Origin of the sequence: Pseudomonas coronafaciens pv. oryzae str. 1_6 (assembly GCF_000156995.2) — a bacterium.
Taxonomy (GTDB): domain Bacteria; phylum Pseudomonadota; class Gammaproteobacteria; order Pseudomonadales; family Pseudomonadaceae; genus Aquipseudomonas; species Aquipseudomonas tremae.
In genome coordinates, this window is record NZ_CP046035.1 from 4,997,307 (window position 1) to 5,014,914 (window position 17,608).

General features: G+C 47.7%; 14 protein-coding genes. 8 read left to right on the top strand and 6 right to left on the bottom strand.

Going from position 1 to position 17,608, the window contains the following annotated elements; genetic code table 11:
- Positions 1 to 703: 703 nt before the first annotated feature.
- Together POR16_RS22825 and POR16_RS22830 are read right to left on the bottom strand one after the other, a co-directional pair.
- A complete protein-coding gene (locus POR16_RS22825) occupies positions 704 to 1,951 on the bottom strand; it encodes a hypothetical protein (protein WP_147460277.1) in 1,248 nt (415 codons plus the stop codon).
- Positions 1,952 to 2,200: 249 nt separating this feature from the next.
- Positions 2,201 to 3,976, bottom strand: coding sequence for a hypothetical protein (locus POR16_RS22830; protein ID WP_005896578.1), 1,776 nt, complete (start codon positions 3,974 to 3,976; stop codon positions 2,201 to 2,203).
- A 658-nt stretch (positions 3,977 to 4,634) separates the two neighbouring features.
- Between POR16_RS22830 and POR16_RS22835 the strand changes: the two genes are divergently transcribed.
- The 5 genes from POR16_RS22835 (at position 4,635) to POR16_RS22855 (ending at position 10,609) form a co-directional block, all read left to right on the top strand.
- Positions 4,635 to 5,165 carry a hypothetical protein gene (locus POR16_RS22835; protein ID WP_005896574.1) on the top strand — a complete coding sequence of 177 codons (531 nt, stop codon included), beginning with the start codon at positions 4,635 to 4,637 and terminating at the stop codon, positions 5,163 to 5,165.
- Positions 5,166 to 5,325: 160 nt separating this feature from the next.
- Positions 5,326 to 6,186: a hypothetical protein gene (locus tag POR16_RS22840; RefSeq protein WP_122381147.1), complete on the top strand. Its 861-nt coding sequence runs from the start codon at positions 5,326 to 5,328 to the stop codon at positions 6,184 to 6,186.
- 304 nt (positions 6,187 to 6,490) lie between these two features.
- Positions 6,491 to 8,215, top strand: a complete 1,725-nt coding sequence (locus POR16_RS22845; RefSeq protein WP_005896570.1) for an ATP-dependent nuclease — start codon at positions 6,491 to 6,493, stop codon at positions 8,213 to 8,215.
- Positions 8,216 to 8,217: 2 nt separating this feature from the next.
- Positions 8,218 to 9,855 (top strand): UvrD-helicase domain-containing protein, encoded by a 1,638-nt coding sequence (locus POR16_RS22850; protein ID WP_042932972.1) that lies wholly within the window; start codon positions 8,218 to 8,220, stop codon positions 9,853 to 9,855.
- 181 nt (positions 9,856 to 10,036) lie between these two features.
- The gene (locus POR16_RS22855; RefSeq protein ID WP_005896566.1) at positions 10,037 to 10,609 is read left to right on the top strand and encodes a recombinase family protein; all 573 of its coding nucleotides are present in this window, start codon (positions 10,037 to 10,039) and stop codon (positions 10,607 to 10,609) included.
- Positions 10,610 to 10,694: 85 nt separating this feature from the next.
- On the opposite strand, the gene POR16_RS22860 is transcribed toward POR16_RS22855, so the two are convergent.
- Positions 10,695 to 11,687, bottom strand: coding sequence for a hypothetical protein (locus tag POR16_RS22860; RefSeq protein ID WP_005896564.1), 993 nt, complete (start codon positions 11,685 to 11,687; stop codon positions 10,695 to 10,697).
- A 118-nt stretch (positions 11,688 to 11,805) separates the two neighbouring features.
- On the opposite strand from POR16_RS22860, the gene POR16_RS22865 reads away from it, so the two are divergent.
- Both POR16_RS22865 and POR16_RS22870 read left to right on the top strand, forming a co-directional pair.
- Positions 11,806 to 12,996, top strand: coding sequence for a hypothetical protein (locus tag POR16_RS22865; protein ID WP_005896562.1), 1,191 nt, complete (start codon positions 11,806 to 11,808; stop codon positions 12,994 to 12,996).
- Positions 12,993 to 15,152, top strand: a complete 2,160-nt coding sequence (locus POR16_RS22870; RefSeq protein ID WP_005896560.1) for a hypothetical protein — start codon at positions 12,993 to 12,995, stop codon at positions 15,150 to 15,152. Before POR16_RS22865 ends, POR16_RS22870 begins: the two co-directional genes overlap by 4 nt.
- Positions 15,153 to 15,263: 111 nt before the next feature.
- Here POR16_RS22870 and POR16_RS22875 read toward each other — a convergent pair whose 3' ends face one another.
- The 3 genes from POR16_RS22875 to POR16_RS22885 are packed head-to-tail and all read right to left on the bottom strand — an operon-like array spanning position 15,264 to position 16,863.
- Complete coding sequence (locus POR16_RS22875; RefSeq protein WP_005896558.1) at positions 15,264 to 15,770, bottom strand: hypothetical protein; 507 nt, start codon at positions 15,768 to 15,770, stop codon at positions 15,264 to 15,266.
- Positions 15,771 to 15,789: 19 nt separating this feature from the next.
- Entirely contained in the window at positions 15,790 to 16,425 is a 636-nt protein-coding gene (locus POR16_RS22880) for a hypothetical protein (protein ID WP_147460276.1), read from the bottom strand.
- A 42-nt stretch (positions 16,426 to 16,467) separates the two neighbouring features.
- Entirely contained in the window at positions 16,468 to 16,863 is a 396-nt protein-coding gene (locus POR16_RS22885) for a hypothetical protein (RefSeq protein WP_005896553.1), read from the bottom strand.
- A gap of 190 nt (positions 16,864 to 17,053) precedes the next feature.
- Here POR16_RS22885 and POR16_RS22890 point away from each other — a divergent pair, with 190 nt between their 5' ends.
- Complete coding sequence (locus POR16_RS22890; protein WP_005896551.1) at positions 17,054 to 17,371, top strand: helix-turn-helix domain-containing protein; 318 nt, start codon at positions 17,054 to 17,056, stop codon at positions 17,369 to 17,371.
- The last annotated feature ends 237 nt before the right edge of the window (positions 17,372 to 17,608 follow it).

Below are 17,608 nucleotides of genomic sequence, written 5' to 3' on the forward strand. Positions count from 1 at the left end.
AGACTTTGGGCCTCTAGCTCATGTTGGTTAGAGCAGCGGACTTAACGGTTCAGAGCCTACCCCCTTCACAGGGCATGGTGATGAGCAAATGGGTTGCTTTAGGGTAAGTTAGCTCTGCCCTTTTGTAGAATCGCTCAAATTCGGGGAAGCCTCTGCGTCTGCGTGGTAATCCCGAGCCAAGCCTTGAGAGACCTCAAGGAAGGTGTAGAGACTGTACGGGCGAGCCGTAAAGGCAAGAGACAGTCCAGACCACGAACCCGAAAGGGGCAGCGAAAGCTGAAGTGGTATGCATAATCCGTTGGTGCCCGGTTCGACTCCGGGGAGGCCCACCATTCAAATAAAAGACCGCACTCTGTTGCGGTCTTTTTTTGGGAGAGACGCTCCCATAACTATTCGCTGTCTGGAGCGGGGCTCAGCGACGTGTCGGCATCCCGCCTTCCACCTCTGGATTCCACCGACGGCACGAAGCCGGCCATCACAAGCACACAGATCAACAGCTGTGTCGCGATCAGACTGCGCAGCCATCTAGGATCACCAACGACATCACCATAGCTGAGATAACCATGTCTAGGCTGGTGACAGGCGTGTCTAATGTGCAAATTTTGCATCTTGCTATTCATCAGCATAACAAGCGCGCACGTCGCTGGCTCGCATGGATTGAGTGACCTCAGACCAGCCACACATCCTGTGGCCTAAAAGATGCCTACTTTTGATACTCTCGAAGCCGAACCTGATCGGCAGCTAACGTCTCCTTTACCGCAATCAAGCTGCGCCCCTTTGCACGCGCTTCAAATCCTTCCTGTCCAAACAAAGGGGCTAAGTTCTCCACACGTTTAGCTCCCAAGCGAGTATTGAGCCACTCGAATAAATCAAGGTCGATGAATGGAAACGTTCGACCAGAGGTTCGGCAGACCGCAATGGCTTTCAATTCCGTCAGCTTGATCAGATCCCGTACGTCCTTGTCAGTGGAGATTAGAACGGGCAAATAAACCTCGCCGCGTGGAAGACCTTTAGGGGTCACCATTGCATCCATAATCCTGAGCATGAAAATATCCCAGGCAGCATTTCTTACAATATCGATTGCGTTTTCGCTCCTCTCGAATGAATTCAGCTTATTTGTCAGACTGGTTTTTCCCCGATAAAGAATTTCAGCGCAAATCACAAGCTCTCTTGCCATCACAACTTGGAGTTCTTCATACATAAATCTAATTAATTGCTCAAGTTTGTGCGGAGCGGATTTCTTGGATCCGAGGTCGATGAGTTTTGTACGTAGGATCATGGCTTCAATGAGCGCCAAACGATTGGTTGTTTCTTCGCTCAATGCATCGGTCAGAAGCTCATCGATCATACTCACCGCCTGCTGTTCGCAGGTCTCTCGATAAAGATTCATGAATCTATCATTCCAGCCTGGGCCCAGCGGATCAGAATCCATATGAAAAGCCAAAATCGCAGCGACAGTCTCTACACATGCCTCGCGGGTCTTTTCATTCCAGTTTCTCTGGCACTCCCAGATGTAATAAAATGGGTTGAGCCTTTGAAGACCATCAACACCAATCGCTTTTCTGAGATTGTTTTTATACGTTTCAAAATTGTCTGTAGAGCTGGAATTGTATGAGAGCCTTCTAAAGTAGGAGGCTACGTTTGAATCAGCATATAACCCATGGCCAATTTCATACCGAGTAGGCCCTTTGGAATTTATGAACTCTTTATCCAGTACAATTAATGATTGCCCGCCCATAGCGGAAGAGATTACTCCTGAGTTACCAAATTCTAGTCGCGGGACTTTGAATGCTCCTCGCATGTCTTGGCATGCGTAAACGATTCGCCAATCGCCTAATAGCTGTAAATTCGACTTAAACAGATCAAATGCGTTCTTTACGTCATCTGCTGTACAGACTTCTTGGAGAGCTGCTTGAATATCGAACTCGCTTGGTTGTTTTTGCTTATTCAAGGGAATCGCCTCTTAACCAGAGTTGTCAACGAACGTGAGCCATATCAGCATGCTCGAAAAATTATTTTCGCTTCTTTCAGCTCGTAGACGAGCCCACTCAACAGTTTTGCTAGACAAATGGTGTTGATGTCAAGAGAACGTGCACTTCCCATAACTGAGCCTGTGTACGGCATGCTTAAGGTCTTTTTTGGGCGTATGCTTTTGGCCGAAAGCGGAGATCCACCAGGGACGGCTAGCAGCCAGAAGCAGTCATTGCTGTTCGTCCGAGTCATCAGTCTCGCCGAACAAGAATTTCCCTGTGTTCCAAATCGACCGCCCAACGTTGTGGATAAGTTGCTCTCCTTGCCGCAATGGCGAGTCGTCTTCATCGACGCCAGCGAGCTTGATCGCGTCTGTAACCTTTGAGCCAGTAGGGTGTGCATCTCCCACTCGCATATCATAAGCACCGGCAATCTCAGCAAATACTTGCCTAGCTTTGTCGTCTCCAATTTTCTCAGCCAAAATACTTTGGAGTAATTTGTTTGAGCCGAGTTTGCCTTTTTCTTGGTGTGCAGAAAGCTTGCGTAGCTCGGTTATGTTGAGCCTGTCCGAGAATACGCGAATGATGTCCTTGGCCAATCTGAGTAGGGACGCTCTGTCTTTGCTTGCAAACCTAGATATCTGCTGCCCCGCTTCGGCGTCATCAATATCATGGGTGAAAAGAGATATTCCGTATTTATGCCTGAAGCCGTCGGCCAAAAGCCTCATGCTTCCGAAAAAAATTTCTTCAACTGCATATGTTGATGCCGGTTTCGCCCTCATCTGTGCGTCCAGCAGTTCACTTGAAACCTTTCCTTCAGGAACAATATTATGCCCCGCCCAAACATGCTGCTCCCATGGGGCGAGTCGTGCGATGTCATAAGCATATACGGTGATAAGGTCCGAACTGTTTATCCCGAAATGAGTTTTATATCCTGACGTCGAATTAATAGCTCCAGTTTCAGCCGTGTACCACACTAACTTGAATCCCCGGCTATTCAGAAGCTCATTTACAACGCTGGCTCGAAACCATAGCCAGCGGCCTATGTCCTCGTTATCAAGCTCTGCTGATCTCATTCGCGCTCCATCGGTTTCCACAATGAAATGCGGGAGGTTCGGATCTGCATCTCCACGAACGCGTAGGCTTTTTGACTGGTGGTCTATCCATTCCTCACGCCAAAACTCCCCCTCTACCCGCACACCTGTATAGCCTCCACGATGCCCTTTTGAACTTTCATGGTCAGTGTTCGAATCATTCTCAGGGCCCATCACAGGGGCGTCCTCATCCTCATCTACATCCGTTCGCCAGGCTCGAAACATCGCCCAGCTTCCCCCGAATACGTCATCAAGCTTGCGAATGATTAGGGAGAATTTTCCGTTATCTCTTTCCTCATTGTGGGGCAGCAAATTTGAATATGCGCTTTCCTCGAAGACGGTGACGTTTTCGATCCTCTGTCTGTAGTATGCAAGGCGGAGCGACAGGTTTCTGGCCGCTAGATAGTCAAGTAAAAATTCTCTTTTTATTTCTATCTGACGATGCTCGCCATCTTCACTCACTGTCTCGCGAGCTACCACAACGAAATTTTCTTCAGGTCTGACCCAGTTGTTGCCCTCTTTAACCAAGTGCAGCGCGATTACTAGGTCAGGGCTTAGTATCCACTTTCTGCCACCGACAACAGGTTGCGGGTGTTCGTAAACTAGATTGACACCTATTGGCTCTTTATCGTTGTATTGATATTGGTCAATAGACGCATAATATCCATCTTCGTAAGCATAAGGCGCCACCGTGTGCCCAATGCCTATGTCGCCCCATCCAAGACGCTCCTCAACCCGCTGGCGATGCTCTGGCGGGAATGCTACGGAGCCACAACCGAAATATTCACTGACATGGCCTACCTCTTTTAGATCCCCTTTCTTGCTCTCAACTGAAGCTCTTAAAGGAACCCACGCCGCGTTAGAAAATACCCTGCGGGTTTCCTTGGTCTGGAGAATCCACTCTTCACTCATGGTCGAATTTCCGTTATTCATTTCGGCATATTGGGATTATGAAGTGGCCTTCTCGGGGCCCTCGACAGGATGGTTTGCACGAGCTGGCAGATCAATAGGGCCATCTCTGGAAATCGCAAATATCAGAATGAATAGCCCCTAATTTCCTAGTCACTCTATGACTGCTTCTGGCCGACTCCCGCCCATCATGACCGGCAGAGGTCTGCCATGGTGGTCCAGCGAGCTATGCCAGCAAGTGAAGCATGTCCATGAGCATCGGACCTGAGAGATCACGTATCTCTCCGTCGTCAGCAACCAAGCAACCTACAGCGCCAGCGAATGACTCTTGGTCATGCGCTGGGATGTCCAAGCTGCAAATGATCCTGTAGCGGAACAGCCAGCCGCAGGCGACGCGACCGCACAGTTCTACCGCTTGATGATAGCCATCAACGGACAGGGGCCGGGCACCGTGGGCCTGCGCAAAGTTATATGCGGTACTGCCGGTAGATTCGCGTTGGGAAGATTCGTTGTTCATACACACTGGAAATGGCTGGGATAGCAGTCGATTATCTACTCGTTTGGTTTGAATGTATGGGCCTCTGCTCTGGGTCTATTACGGCCCTCGCGACAGGCAGATATCGGCCAAAATGGCCTTAAACATCGACGGTAGGATACAGATATGTTTCATCTCACCTTAGAAGCCCTGAACCTCATCCAAGAGCGCCGCCTCAGCTGCGTCACGAAGGCGTCCAATCGACTCCAACTGGTAAGTGGGCCACCTTCGAAATCGGATGGTTTGTACTGGCTTTATACCAGCTACTCGGATGCCGAAATCCGTTCTGCCGCTCCAAGCCAAAAAAGGGGCTCAGTTGCTATCAATATTCTTGCTGCGCATCGTGAGAATTTAGGGATGATCTGCGGTCGGACGGTGGATGACTTCCGGGTTGTCTATAACGGCATTGGCGGTATCGGTCTTAAGGGGCATGGCGGGCTTAGAGAGCGAATTCTTCAGGAATTCCGAGGCGGGAATGGAACTGGTTCCCTCGCAATCTGCGACACGTCGCTGGACGATCTCACCAAGTGGCGTTACTCATATGTCTTATGGTCAGAAATTGAACACCAGGAGAGCATTCAGTATTTGTCTCTTGCGGAGCGGCTAGAAACCATGTGGCGCTTGCACTTCGGCTGGCCAATCTTGTGCGCACGATGAGGCAGGGGCTGCCGGGCTAGATCCTGAAAGGTTTTTTATTATCGCTGCCCGCACGAGGCTCTGTAAGAAATCCCGAGAAACCTAATTGCCGCCTCTTGAGCCCTGAGCCTCACTGCCAGTAAAGTCTCAGCTCGTTAAGCTTTCCTCCACTGGACTTACCATGAACAGCTTCATCCGCATCCGAGCAAGCGCGAAGCCCGCCGACTTCTTTGATGAGGTCATTCCAGATGAGGGTTACGAGCTAAACGGCTGGCGCTTCACCCGATATCAAATCCCAGATTTTATGCCGACCCCAGATGGCCCTGACGTTGAGGTTATCAGTCGCTGGCTATACGCCGAAACTGAGTCCGAGCCTGGAGAGTGGGAGGCCACGCTTCACGCCAAACGACCCGCCTTGGATCAAGCTCTGAACGTATTAGCTGCCATTAGGCAAGCTCGGATGAGAGAAACACTAAATTTCACCATGTGGTTTGAGGACTATGTGCACGACGGCCGGACTGGCTCGATCAAGCCGTTCAAAATCGGAATCTGCGTCGGCGTCCAAAATGTCCAAACAATTGATGCGAAAGGGAATGTTATTTTTGATGCTCAAATAGCTCAAGAGACGCATGATCGAGAGCAAGCTTTGAAAGATCGTGGGGCTGCCAAGATAGAAGTCCAAAACCTTGTAAAATACGTAAAGCTCTTGGGCAATCCGGCTTTCCGTAGGGCCTGGGAAAGCTATCGACTGGCCCGTGGCGATGATGCCCACGCGATGAGTCACATATACGATCTGCGTGAGGCTGCAAACAAAGCTGTCGACGGTGCTCAGAAAAAACTTGGCTTCAGCAATAACGAATGGAAGCGATTTGGGTTGATCCTCAATGATCAAGCAGTTGAGGGGGGGCGCCACAACGGCCTCAACATCGAACCAATGAGACCCCTGACGACTGAAGAGCGCTGCTTCCTCTTAAAATTTGGAGAGAGACTACTTTTTGCCGTGGGCGATCATTTGGAAGCTGAAGAGCAAGCTGCGAAATAGCTTACGGAAAATGAATCTGTCGAAGATGCGAAACACTGGTTTTCCATCCCAGCATCGGCTCTTCAGGAAATCCTAAGAGACTCAATTGCCGCCGTTAGAGCGCTGACGCTTTGTAGAGTCGCCGCTATCGGCCATATCGTGTGAACGTGCCATGCACGCTGCCCACTGCATCCAGCCCGCACCCGAGCCGCGAGCACCTACCGCTCAGCATCGGAAGCTTGTGCCGTTACTAATGCCCTATTGACACCATAGCCGTTCAGCCCGAAGCTCCAAATCTTACGAAAAGCTAAACCCAAGGAAGAAAATGCTGATCACCAAAGTGGTTTTAAAAGGTTTTCGAAATTTCGCGGATGCCACAATCAACCTTGAGCGTAACACGCTGATTATTGGTGCGAACAATGTTGGCAAAACGAATCTGGTTTATGCTTTGCGGCTGCTATTAGACAAGAGTCTTTCAGACGCCGAGATTGAGCCCATGGAGTCTGATTTCCATATCTCAGGCGCTGGAAAAATTTCGGACACGCTGTCAATAACGGTGTATTTCTCTGAGGTAACAGAAGACGCTGTGCTCGCGAGCCTGAAGGGAAACATTACAGATGATTCGTGCTTTGCCCTTCAATATACTGCTGACAGGCGGAGCCTCACCTATGATATTAAAATTGGTGCCACAAGGTCTTCGCTTGTAGAAATCCCCTCAAGATATTATCTAAAGCATATAAATCTGAGATACGTGAAATCCCGAAGGGATCTTGAAAAATATATTAATACGGAAAAGAGACAGCTTTTAAAGTTATCTTTGGAGAATCGTAGCGTAACCGAATCGAAGTCCGATCATCGCGAGATGGCCAGAATTGGAAAAGCATTAGAAGCGATTAACGATAAAATCCGAAACCTGCATTACGTAAAAGGAGCGACAGATTCTGTAAATGAGGAGCTACAAAAGCTTGCTCACGACTTTAGTGAGTACGAAGTAAAGCTCGATTCAGGTGCAATTCAGGTGCAGCAATTTATTGATAGCCTTCGCTTGGGCGCATCTACATCTGGAGCATCAGTAATGCTTGGCGGCGACGGACGTAATAACCAGATTCTTATGGCCTTGTGGAAAGCTAAAAGCCAACGCGAGCATGATCCGGATAGCGAGGTAGTGTTTTACTGCGTTGAAGAACCTGAAGCACACCTCCATCCGCATCAGCAAAGAAAACTGGCTGATTATTTAATTAATGACCTGCCTGGCCAAACGCTTATTACTAGTCACTCACCCCAGATTACGGCTCGCTACATACCCTCCTCAATAGTCCACCTCAAGGTAACCAGCGGAAAGACCAGAGCAGCGAGCAATGGTTGCAGTAACTGCATCAGCAAAGCATGGGATCACTTAGGGTATAGAATGAGCATTCTACCCGCTGAAGCCTTTTTTGCTAAATGTGTTTTGCTTGTAGAGGGCCCCTCAGAGATTTTATTTTTTAGTGAACTTTCAAAGCAACTATCCATCGACTTAGATTTCTATAATATTTCCATTTTGTCTGTCGACGGAATTCAATTTAGCGTTTATGTAAAGATTTTAGACGCCATGGAGATACCATGGGTAATGAGAACAGACAATGATGTCTCGGATATAAAAGTAAAAAAGGTGCCGCTGCGTCATTTGGCTGGGATTAACCGCTGTCGCGCAGCGATTGGTTTAAGTCCTATGTCACATTCTCCACTCGGCACGACCACTCAATCGTTGCTGGCCGATGGCACTTGGAAAAATACCTCAAACGAGACGAACCCAAAAGGCGCCTATCTGTCTCGCGTCGATCTTGAGCATGACTTGACGGAAGAGATGGAGTCTGAAGTGGTTGCTTATGCGTGTAAAAAGTTGAAGAAACGAACTTTAGACGCTACAGGTGCGATCAAGTATTTACAGGGTAAGAAAGCTATCCGCATGAGGGAGTTGCTCGCTCAGATTTCGGTTAGCCTTCCTCTAATCAAAAATGGTTTTTTGGCGAAACCTCTATTCCATGCGAAAGCTCTGGCTGAGGCCTAGGTATGCCTACTAAATTCAGTTATAGCGATGCGCAGAAGACGGCTATTGATTGTGCTGGCAGCATGGTTATCACGGCCTGCCCTGGAAGTGGAAAAACAACAGTAATGGTGGAGAAGATCCGCCAGGAATTTGATAATCTCAAGCCACACCAAGGGATCATAGGAATATCCTTCACCATAAAATCCAGCAAAGAACTTGGTGACAAATGCAAAAAGAACGGAGCCAATACCAGAGCGAGCTTCTTTGGAACCATCGACAACTTTTGCCTTGCTGAGATTATATTCCCATTCCTTGCTCGGGTTTACGGAGTCAGCAAACAAGAAATCTCATGCGTGCAATTCAGCCAATTAAAAGACGAATACAAAGCTCATCTCCCCGACCTTTCAAAATCAGATATCAATTTAAGCACGGACGACTACGACTTCTACGAATCGGAATTTATGGAGCACTACCGGCAAGGCTTCGTTCTTCTAGAGGCCGTCACAATAATTGCTTGTAAGGTTTTGGAAAAGTCCGAAGCTTGCAGGCGTTATATCAAATCCAAGTATCGCTCAGTTTACATAGATGAATATCAGGACACATCTGAGCCTCAACACGCCCTTTTTTGCACCTTACATTCACTGGGCCTGAAAGCTGTAGCGGTTGGTGATACCCAACAATCTATATTTGCCTTCCGAGGAAGTGATCCTCGCCACCTTCTGGCACTCGTAGCTGACGCGGTCAATTTCGAACATCACATAATTGACATCAATCACCGCTGTCACCCCTCAATAATTAATTACTCCAAACGCATCTACTCCTCTCAGTGCCAACTAATTCCGGTTGCTGCTAATGACATACGTGTTTATCACCGTAGCTTCGACGGGACGCAGGAGGCGGTTGCTAGCGGCCTTAATAATTGGATAGAGAAATCAGTTCGCGCATTGAAAATGGAGGATCTGAGTGAGGTTGCCGTATTAGTGAGATGGAACGGCTCAATTGATCGCCTACAAAGACATCTCACTCTACCTGCAAGATTTTATAGAGACGATTCGTTATCAAAAATCGCCAGCCCACTGAGCCGCTTCTTCTCTGTTCTGCTTACCTTTTATTTCGACGAGCGTAAGCTGGCACAGCAGATCCTTAATGACTTTTTGCTAACCAAAAGGACGCCTGCCGGGCTCAGAGATCTTAGAAAATCGATACATGACCTGCGAAATTTTGAATTGAATAGGCTTCCAGATGAATTCATAAAAATTGCGAAGTTGTTCAATTTTTCTGCGGCCAACAAAACTGAGGCCGATGCACTTCTACAGACCATTTCATCTTCAGAGGACATATTACACTACAAAGCGGTGCAACCAGGCGAAATTCAAGTGATGACACTCCACAAATCGAAAGGACTGGAGTTTGACCTAGTTATACATCTAGACCTCTATGACTGGGTATTCCCCACTAGAACGTACACTGGAAATTTTAATGAGGAAGTTTTTACGGACTGGGACCAAGACCTGAACCTTCACTTTGTAGGTATCACTAGAGCTAAGAAGTGGTGTGTTTTGATGACGAGCACTCAGAGAATAAACTCCGAAGATAACGTTAAAAAAGGCAGTCCCTCTCAGTTTCTTAGCTTGCCAGGGATAAAGGGGCTATATCGATAGAGGGGCACTGATGAAATGAGTTTCAACCACCTTCAGACAGTCCCCATGCCATACACCTACCGTCGCATATCTTCTAAGTTATGCGACAGGGACAAATTTCCTGGAAATCACCCTTCTGCCAGTCGCATAAGTCTGTCGCAGATCGTGATACACTTGCGACATAACCTGCGACGGATTATTCATGACTCACCTTATTGGGTACGCAAGGGTGTCTACACAAGGCCAAAACCTCGAACAGCAGCGTGCGCGGCTCACCGCGCTGAACTGCGCCCGAATCTTCGAAGAAAAGATGAGTGGTGCAAGGCGTGATAGGCCTGAGCTTACACGCATGCTCGATCACCTCCGCTCTGGAGATGTGGTCGTTGTCTCACGGCTCGACCGCCTTGCTCGGTCTACTACAGACCTCCTGCAAATAGCAGAACTCCTGCGAGTGAAAGGTGCCGGACTCAGGTCGCTGGCTGAACCATGGGCGGATACGACTACACCAGCAGGAAGAATGATTCTCACAGTGTTCGCTGGAATCGCTGACTTTGAACGCTCCCTGATTACCGAAAGGACCTCTGCTGGCCGAGAGGCTGCCAAAGCCCGAGGCGTACGTTTTGGTCCAAAGCCTTCACTGACCTCGACGCAAATAGCACACGCGCGGGAGTTATCAAGTGCAGGGAAACCCATCGCCGAGATTTCGAAACTGTTCGGAGTGCACCGGGCAACTGTTTATAGGGCGTTAGACAAAGATAATAATGGGGACGCTTAACCCCTGGCCTGCTTGGGCGAAACTGCTCTAATCTGGACCCGCACCAACGGGTTCCGGGCCGGGGATGGAGCGGAATCCCCGGCGTTTAGCCGTCACTGGCTTTCAGATCCTGTTTAACAGCTCTCATGAACCACGCGGGCAGCTCGCCTCCTCCTTTTTCATAGAGGTTCTCTGGAATCCCGTTCCAGAACTCCGTGATGGCATTTGAAAACTCCTGAACCTGAGCTTCGGTCACATGCAAATGACTGTGGTTCAGCCATTCGATCTCCGTAGCTGGCAGGCCGAATTTTGTATCGATGGGATCAATCAGATATTTCGGGAAATCACGTTTCAATTCAGCAAGCGATTTTCCATCCCCATGCTTGAAGACGTTTACGACGCAGCGGCATTGGTTTAAGACCGCCAAGTAGCTTTGGCCCTGTACAGGCCAGCCTAGACTGACCAGCAGCTCGATTATCTTGGGGAAATCTGCCCACCACACCACTCTGATTGTTTGGGGACCAAGCCCCCAGCGGCGTAGCTCATCCACTATCCACTTTTTAAGGCTCTTTTCCCACTCATGGAACATCCCGGACACGATGCTGAGCCTGGTTTGCTCCCGCATTTCATCCAGCTGGCGATAGAACTCGATGGCAACGCTCTCGGCTTCTTCATAGATCGAGCCCTCATCATCCCGATCCGGATCAAAAAACTCGCTTCGGCGCTCTAGCCACGCTTCGGCTGCCTTGTCCGCATCTGCATTGATGTTGTCGAACTGGCTCATGAGCCGAGTACTGGCCTCATTTACGTAGAAACGATGCTGCTGGATCAGAAACTCCCTGTATGGCTTCCACATCTGCATCAGGACCCGTGGCTTGGACATTTCTGCACCTCGCTGAAAAATATTGAAGGAGTTGGTTTCCGCTTCGGTGACCAGTGAGTCATGACTTCTTGTTACGTACCCGGCGCGGGCGGGATCGAAGGCGGGGGTGACCCCGCCGACTATCTCGATTCTGCGCGGTAGGGGCAGGAAGCAAAAAGCGCAGATGGAAAGTATCTGATGAGTGCTATCGTTGGCCAGCGGTCGGAGAATGGTCACCTATTGAGGGCCCTTTTCGCATAGATAGCCTATGTGCTTGAGACTAGGTTATGGCTTAGCGCCAAACTTGGGAATTACGGAATTAGATTGTTAGATATTTAGGCTTAGGGAGGGGTAGATGAATCTGGATTTTCCTACTAACTTATCTATAGAAAGTTGCGAGCACTTTTTAAATCAACTTGCAGCTGCTGACTCTGTGGATGATATTTTGATACCTGAAGGCACAAAAAATATTGCTTTCGGAAGTTATGCAGCTGCCATCCAAGCCATTAATACTTGGGCTCGAATCAGTAGCAGTAGAGATGTATATATTAAAGCTACCGGAGCACTAGTTCCAGATCGAATTGACGAGCTTCTAAGCAAGCCTCATAAATTCTGTCTCTCTATGATTGCAAGAAACATATATGTTGACGGTGATATGCAGAGCCTTCGTCCGCTGGTTAATAGCGCTGCACGTGATATCGTTGAGCGACAGGGGAAGACAAAGTTTGGACAACAACGAGGGGGGTTATGCTGGTTTGCCTTAGTTGATCATAGTACAAAAGGATTTGATCGCAACTTTTATCTTCATAGTCATGACAGAAAACCAGCAGTAAGAGGACTGCTCCAATTTAGATCTGTGATATCAGCAATGGTTGATAAGTCGACGAATACGATGGGAGGAGCGCAACCGCTTAGCGATGAGGAAAGCGATTACTTAGGTAGAGCTTTTTACGAGCTGTTTCTTAATACACATGAGCATGGGAGCCGTGGCATCGAGAAGGAAACATGGCTCAAACCTGGCATGCGCGTGATTTACACTAATGGAGTTAATCTGATTGCGTCTAGCGTAGATGCAAGGGCAGCCGCAAGCGGGGCGATGACTAATTATTTTTCGGCTATTGATGAGCTTCCATCAGAAAGGCGAAGGTTTATTGAAATAAGCGTCGTTGACTCAGGCCTTGGATATGAGGGCCGATGGCGCGCCGATCAGCCACACATAGAATCAGAAGCAAGCCTGTCCAGCCTGGATTCAGAGTACGATATATTCAAAAAGTGTTTTACTTTTCGACAAACCTCATCTGGAAAAAGCTCAAAGGGCCATGGATTGCCAATAGTAATGGAACGACTTACTAAGCTAAAAGCTTTCATGAGAGTACGCAGCGGAAGGCTGTCACTGTTTCGGGATTTTGTTAACGATCCTTTTAAAAGTGGAGACCTTTGCGAGTTTTTAGATTGGGAGACACAAAAAAGCGGCGCAAAGACTGAAATGGCGCCTGTAACAGGAGTTGCGATTACTTTTCTAATTCCATTGGAGATGAGTGAATGAACGGATGTTTTTCTTTTCGATTTAACGAGTCGAATGATATCCGAAAAAGCCTCCTCTTGTTCTTCTCTGGAGAGGTTTCTAGTGATGTTGTTGCCAAGGTAGTTAAGGCCGATGTCGAAAAAAACTTAGTTCCCGCGAATGTTTATATATTAGCTTCAGACGGCCAGCGTCAATCGCTGTCCGAACTGACAGCTGATCTTGCGTTGAAGGAGGAGATCGAGTCATTTGTTGGCGAAGCCGAAGAGAAACTTAAGTGCTTGTATTTTTCTCGCGAAGGTAATATTTCGCTACATGCCAGCTCAAGTTCCGTATCGTCATATCTTCAGAAGGAAATACTTCAGTGTGGTGTAATCGACATTTTTCAGCGCCGATGCGGAGTAATTGCCTCACAGTCCAACTACCACTTCTTGAAGCCGTCAGGAGATCATTGCAATGCATTCATACGCGCATCAAATCTCCTAGTATCAAGCGTAGAAGTTTCATTTTTAGCAATCGGTCTTCTGCCATTATTTTCAGTTGGGCTGAAGCGAATTTATGTTGATACGTCGTCAATCTCTTATTTGGTGAGCCAGGCATTGAATATGTCTGGAAAGTACGGCACCACGTTACCGCTGATTGAGAGTTTCGAATCCTACGCGGTATTTAACAAGGATTATGACTTCATAGCAGACGCTGAAAGTCTTGTGTTTATTTCTGCGACCACGAGCGGGGGGCTAGCGGAAAAGCTGGTTGAAAATAGCGGTTTCGACGCTGCTTTGGTAAGCAACATATTTTACAGCGCACTTCCAAGTGAGATGGTCGGACTTTATGATATATCCGGCGCGCTAACAGGTCACGAGTCTTCCTTCCGCGCTAATAATTGCCCGCTATGTAAAAGAGGTTCGAGATTAATTAGAATTGTGGGTGACCAGTTCTTGCCGGAAACCCCTACTTATGAGCAATTGATGATTAAAAGGATGGATTTCAGCAAGGCTCGCGGAAATTTTTTCAAAGAATTTGCGACAAAGAATATACTTTGCTGGTCTCGAACCTCTAGTTTGTCTTCTGCAACAAAAGAGTTATATTATATAGACATTGAGCGCGTACTGAGCGAGCCTTCTCCTGATTTCCGCGAGGCGTTCAAGCGAAAAGTAAGGAAGCATTTCGCGGTGGATGTAGAGCTTGTTGTATCACTAAATGACTCTGGCTCTAAAGAGTTTTCTGAAGCTATAAGATCTCAAATCGGGGCAGCTGCCGATAATGTTACATGGTGCTCAGTATCAGAGCTTGGGTCGAACACCTTGTTAAATGTGGGGTCCGTAGTTGTCGTAGCCGGTGCAATAACGTCAGGCGGAAAGTTGCTGGATATGTCTAGACGGCTGAGGAATATGCAACCCACCGCTTCTATCTTATATTTCGTAGGATTCTCAAAGCTACCCGACACCGCTTCACTCGAACAAGTTAGGAAGGATCTTGAGCAGGGCGGGCATGAATTAGTGGTACTACAACCAGTGCCTATGCCTCGCGTGACTGAAAACACCAAAACATCTTGGGACATCGAATACGATAATCTACTCGAAGCTGGAGGTGAAGATCCACTAGGAAGTTCCGAAGCATTGCCCCATCTCCTCGCTCTTAGATTAAACTCGCGAGGTGTAAATCCAGATAACCTATTTCTTCCTGCCACTAATGGGAGAGAATTAAAACTACGTCCAACATTCGCTTTTTGGCACCAGTTAGATTTGGATACGGATCAAGCAACTCAGGCTGATGTCTATTGGACAATTCAGGCGTTGATACATGATCTAAGATGTAAAGTCGGAAGAGAGGGACTCGATAACTTTTATCACTCAACTGTAATCAGTCCAGCATGCTTTGATCGCTATAATGACGGAGTAATTCAAGCAGCTCTACTTCGCTCATCGAACCCGACCGAACTTGATTACTCAATTAGTGATGATTTTAGTCACAAAATGTTGGGCGTAATAATATCTATTGTAGAACATCATGCGATCGATCAAGGCGAGGCTGCATTAGAGTTCTTAATGGCTTTGTGGATTGGATCTATGCGTTTGACAATGGATGATACAAAAAAACTGTGTGAAAGATTTTCGGATGGGTCAGGGTCTGCGGATCTAGACTTCCTACTTATTAAGATTTCTGAAAGTAACGTCTAATAAAAGGCTTGATAGTATCTCCCGAGATACTATCAGCCTTTCACTTATGGTAAAGCATTAAAATATTACATATTCGGAGCAAAATTGTGGCCGGCATTACTCTAGAAACTCTTATCGGCGCGAGCTATATTTGAATTCACTATCAATGTTAAAGTTCTCAAGGAGGTCGTCCAACGCGCCAGACAGCCTAGGCTCCTCAAAAAGCTCAAGATCAGTGAAGCTTACAGCGATTGCCAAGCGCATTTGATTTTCATCTAAGTCGTTGGGGTCGAATGGCCAGACCTGCAATCGTATGATATCGCTGTGGTGGCTTCGTATATCTTTAGTTTGCAATGTCGGCCAGTTCTTATCCCGCCAACTTTTCAACTCAATCCCGATGGTTGCGTGATGGAGATCACCCAGAAGAGTATGATCACTAAGGTAGCTATCAGCAACCCTTCGAAGTCCACCAACTTCAAAGCCCCTAACGTATACATCGGCGAGCCTAGGCGATGATATGATGCTGCGAAGCATAAATAGTGGAGACTGATCCCGCACTTTCCACAGCTTGCTGAGTCTTTCTTTAGCTATTTGAACGACGTGTTCATGGTTTGCAAGAACTAACTGCGGAGCTTGCATGCCTACTCCTTTTGGTGATCTATGGATGAGCCACTTGCTTATTCATAATAAGGTCGTTTAAGTAATTAATTACTCTTTCGAATTGGTGATCCGTGGTCATATCAATCGGAAGTTGGCCCTCCAAGCCTTGGATACTTTCAAAGGTCCAGCAAAACCCAAGCTCTGGATTCCCATCGTGCAATACTGTCGCAGCGCGCAGTATTTCTAGCCGGCGAATCTTGCACGTCATTTCTTGTTGAACGCTGCGACGCGCGATCTCATCAGGTGCTTTATAGATAGTCGTGATGTCTCTGCTGTCCGGCTCCACGAGTGGAGCGCTTGACAGCATTTTTCTGCCATGATCTACGCTGTAGACATGATAAATGTTAATGTGGTCTTTTTTGTGCTCGACAACTCTGTCTATTTGCTTCAGCAGACTCTGATTGCACCCCCACGACTGATTGATATGTGAAGGGGTAACAAGGTAAGCCTCCTCATAGCATACATCTGCATTATCATTCATTTGCATGTTATGCAGCTCGGAGGACTCACTTACTATCAGCGTTTTTCTCTCTATTGGTTTGCCCCGCCTCAGAATAGTCTGGGTCAAATGAATCCAAGGACTGTTGTGTCCTAAAATAACGAACCGCCATTCGTGAAATTTTTTATCGCCCATTAGCGATTTTTTTTGCGCAGACGGATGTGTTAGGAGCATATCTCATATCCCCTCATTCAATTTTTTCTCGCAGGCCTCACAGATCGTTTTGACCCAGTTAAGCAATAATTTCTTCCTGATTCCTGGCAAACCACATATTTCACAAATACAACTTGATAACTCCTGCGTCATATCAATCAGACCATCAGTGTAGTCATCACCACCGAAATGGCTAATTCTAAGACTTCCATCTTTCTCTTTGATTTGTATGATTGTCACTTGTGAGGATTGCATATTATTAATCCTGGCTTGGATCGCCGAGCACATCTTATCGACAAGGGGAAGCCAGCCTACGCCACATTGAAGTCCCCAATAGGGAACCCCTACAGGATTTTGCTTGCTCTGCCGAAACAGCTCCGGATAGCGATTTATCAGGTCATCCTCTAAGCGTTTTTCCAAAACCTGCTCCTTGGTGACATCTCGAATGGATCATCAAACTGCGTCCCAGCCTGAGCCTTGGAACACCCCCAGAGATCGGTCGAAGCACCAGTGACGCGGCCTACCAGCGTCCAGGCGCAACCGGAAGCATACTTCCGGTATCGATAACCGGAAGCATACTTCCTGTTCCAGTGGACGCGCAAGGTGTTGAATGCTCTATTTTGAGCACGCGAAAATGGAGAACAATCTGGCTTTCGGCATCGCCTTCAAGCGCCTTCGGCACTTGAAGGGGATGACCCAGGAGGATTTCTCCTCTGTGGTTAGCGAGCGGTACATCCGCATGCTCGAAAAAGGCCAGTATTCGCCATCTCTTTCAACAATTGTGGAATTGGCGAAAGTCCTGGGCATAGGCGCCGTATCGCTGGTTGCTTTGGTCGAAGCTGAGTCCGAAGGAACAGGGGCTGATGTGATTGCAAAACAGGCGCTAGTCGAGCTGATGGAGCTTATCCAGGCCATACGCCCCTCCTGACATATCCAGTCGCTCTCTAGGTAGTCAACGTTAAGTGCCTAGCAGATTCTCTAGTTGCATACGTGTCACCACGTAGCGATCATAATTTGTCAGGATGATCCCACCGACCTACGTGCCCTGATCTGACGTCAGATCTTGTCCATGGTGGGCTCACTAGGCTCCCCTTTCTAGCTGCACACTAAAGATCGCCAGTACCGGGACTCATGCTAAACATTTTTTCCCACTGCATAAGCCCCC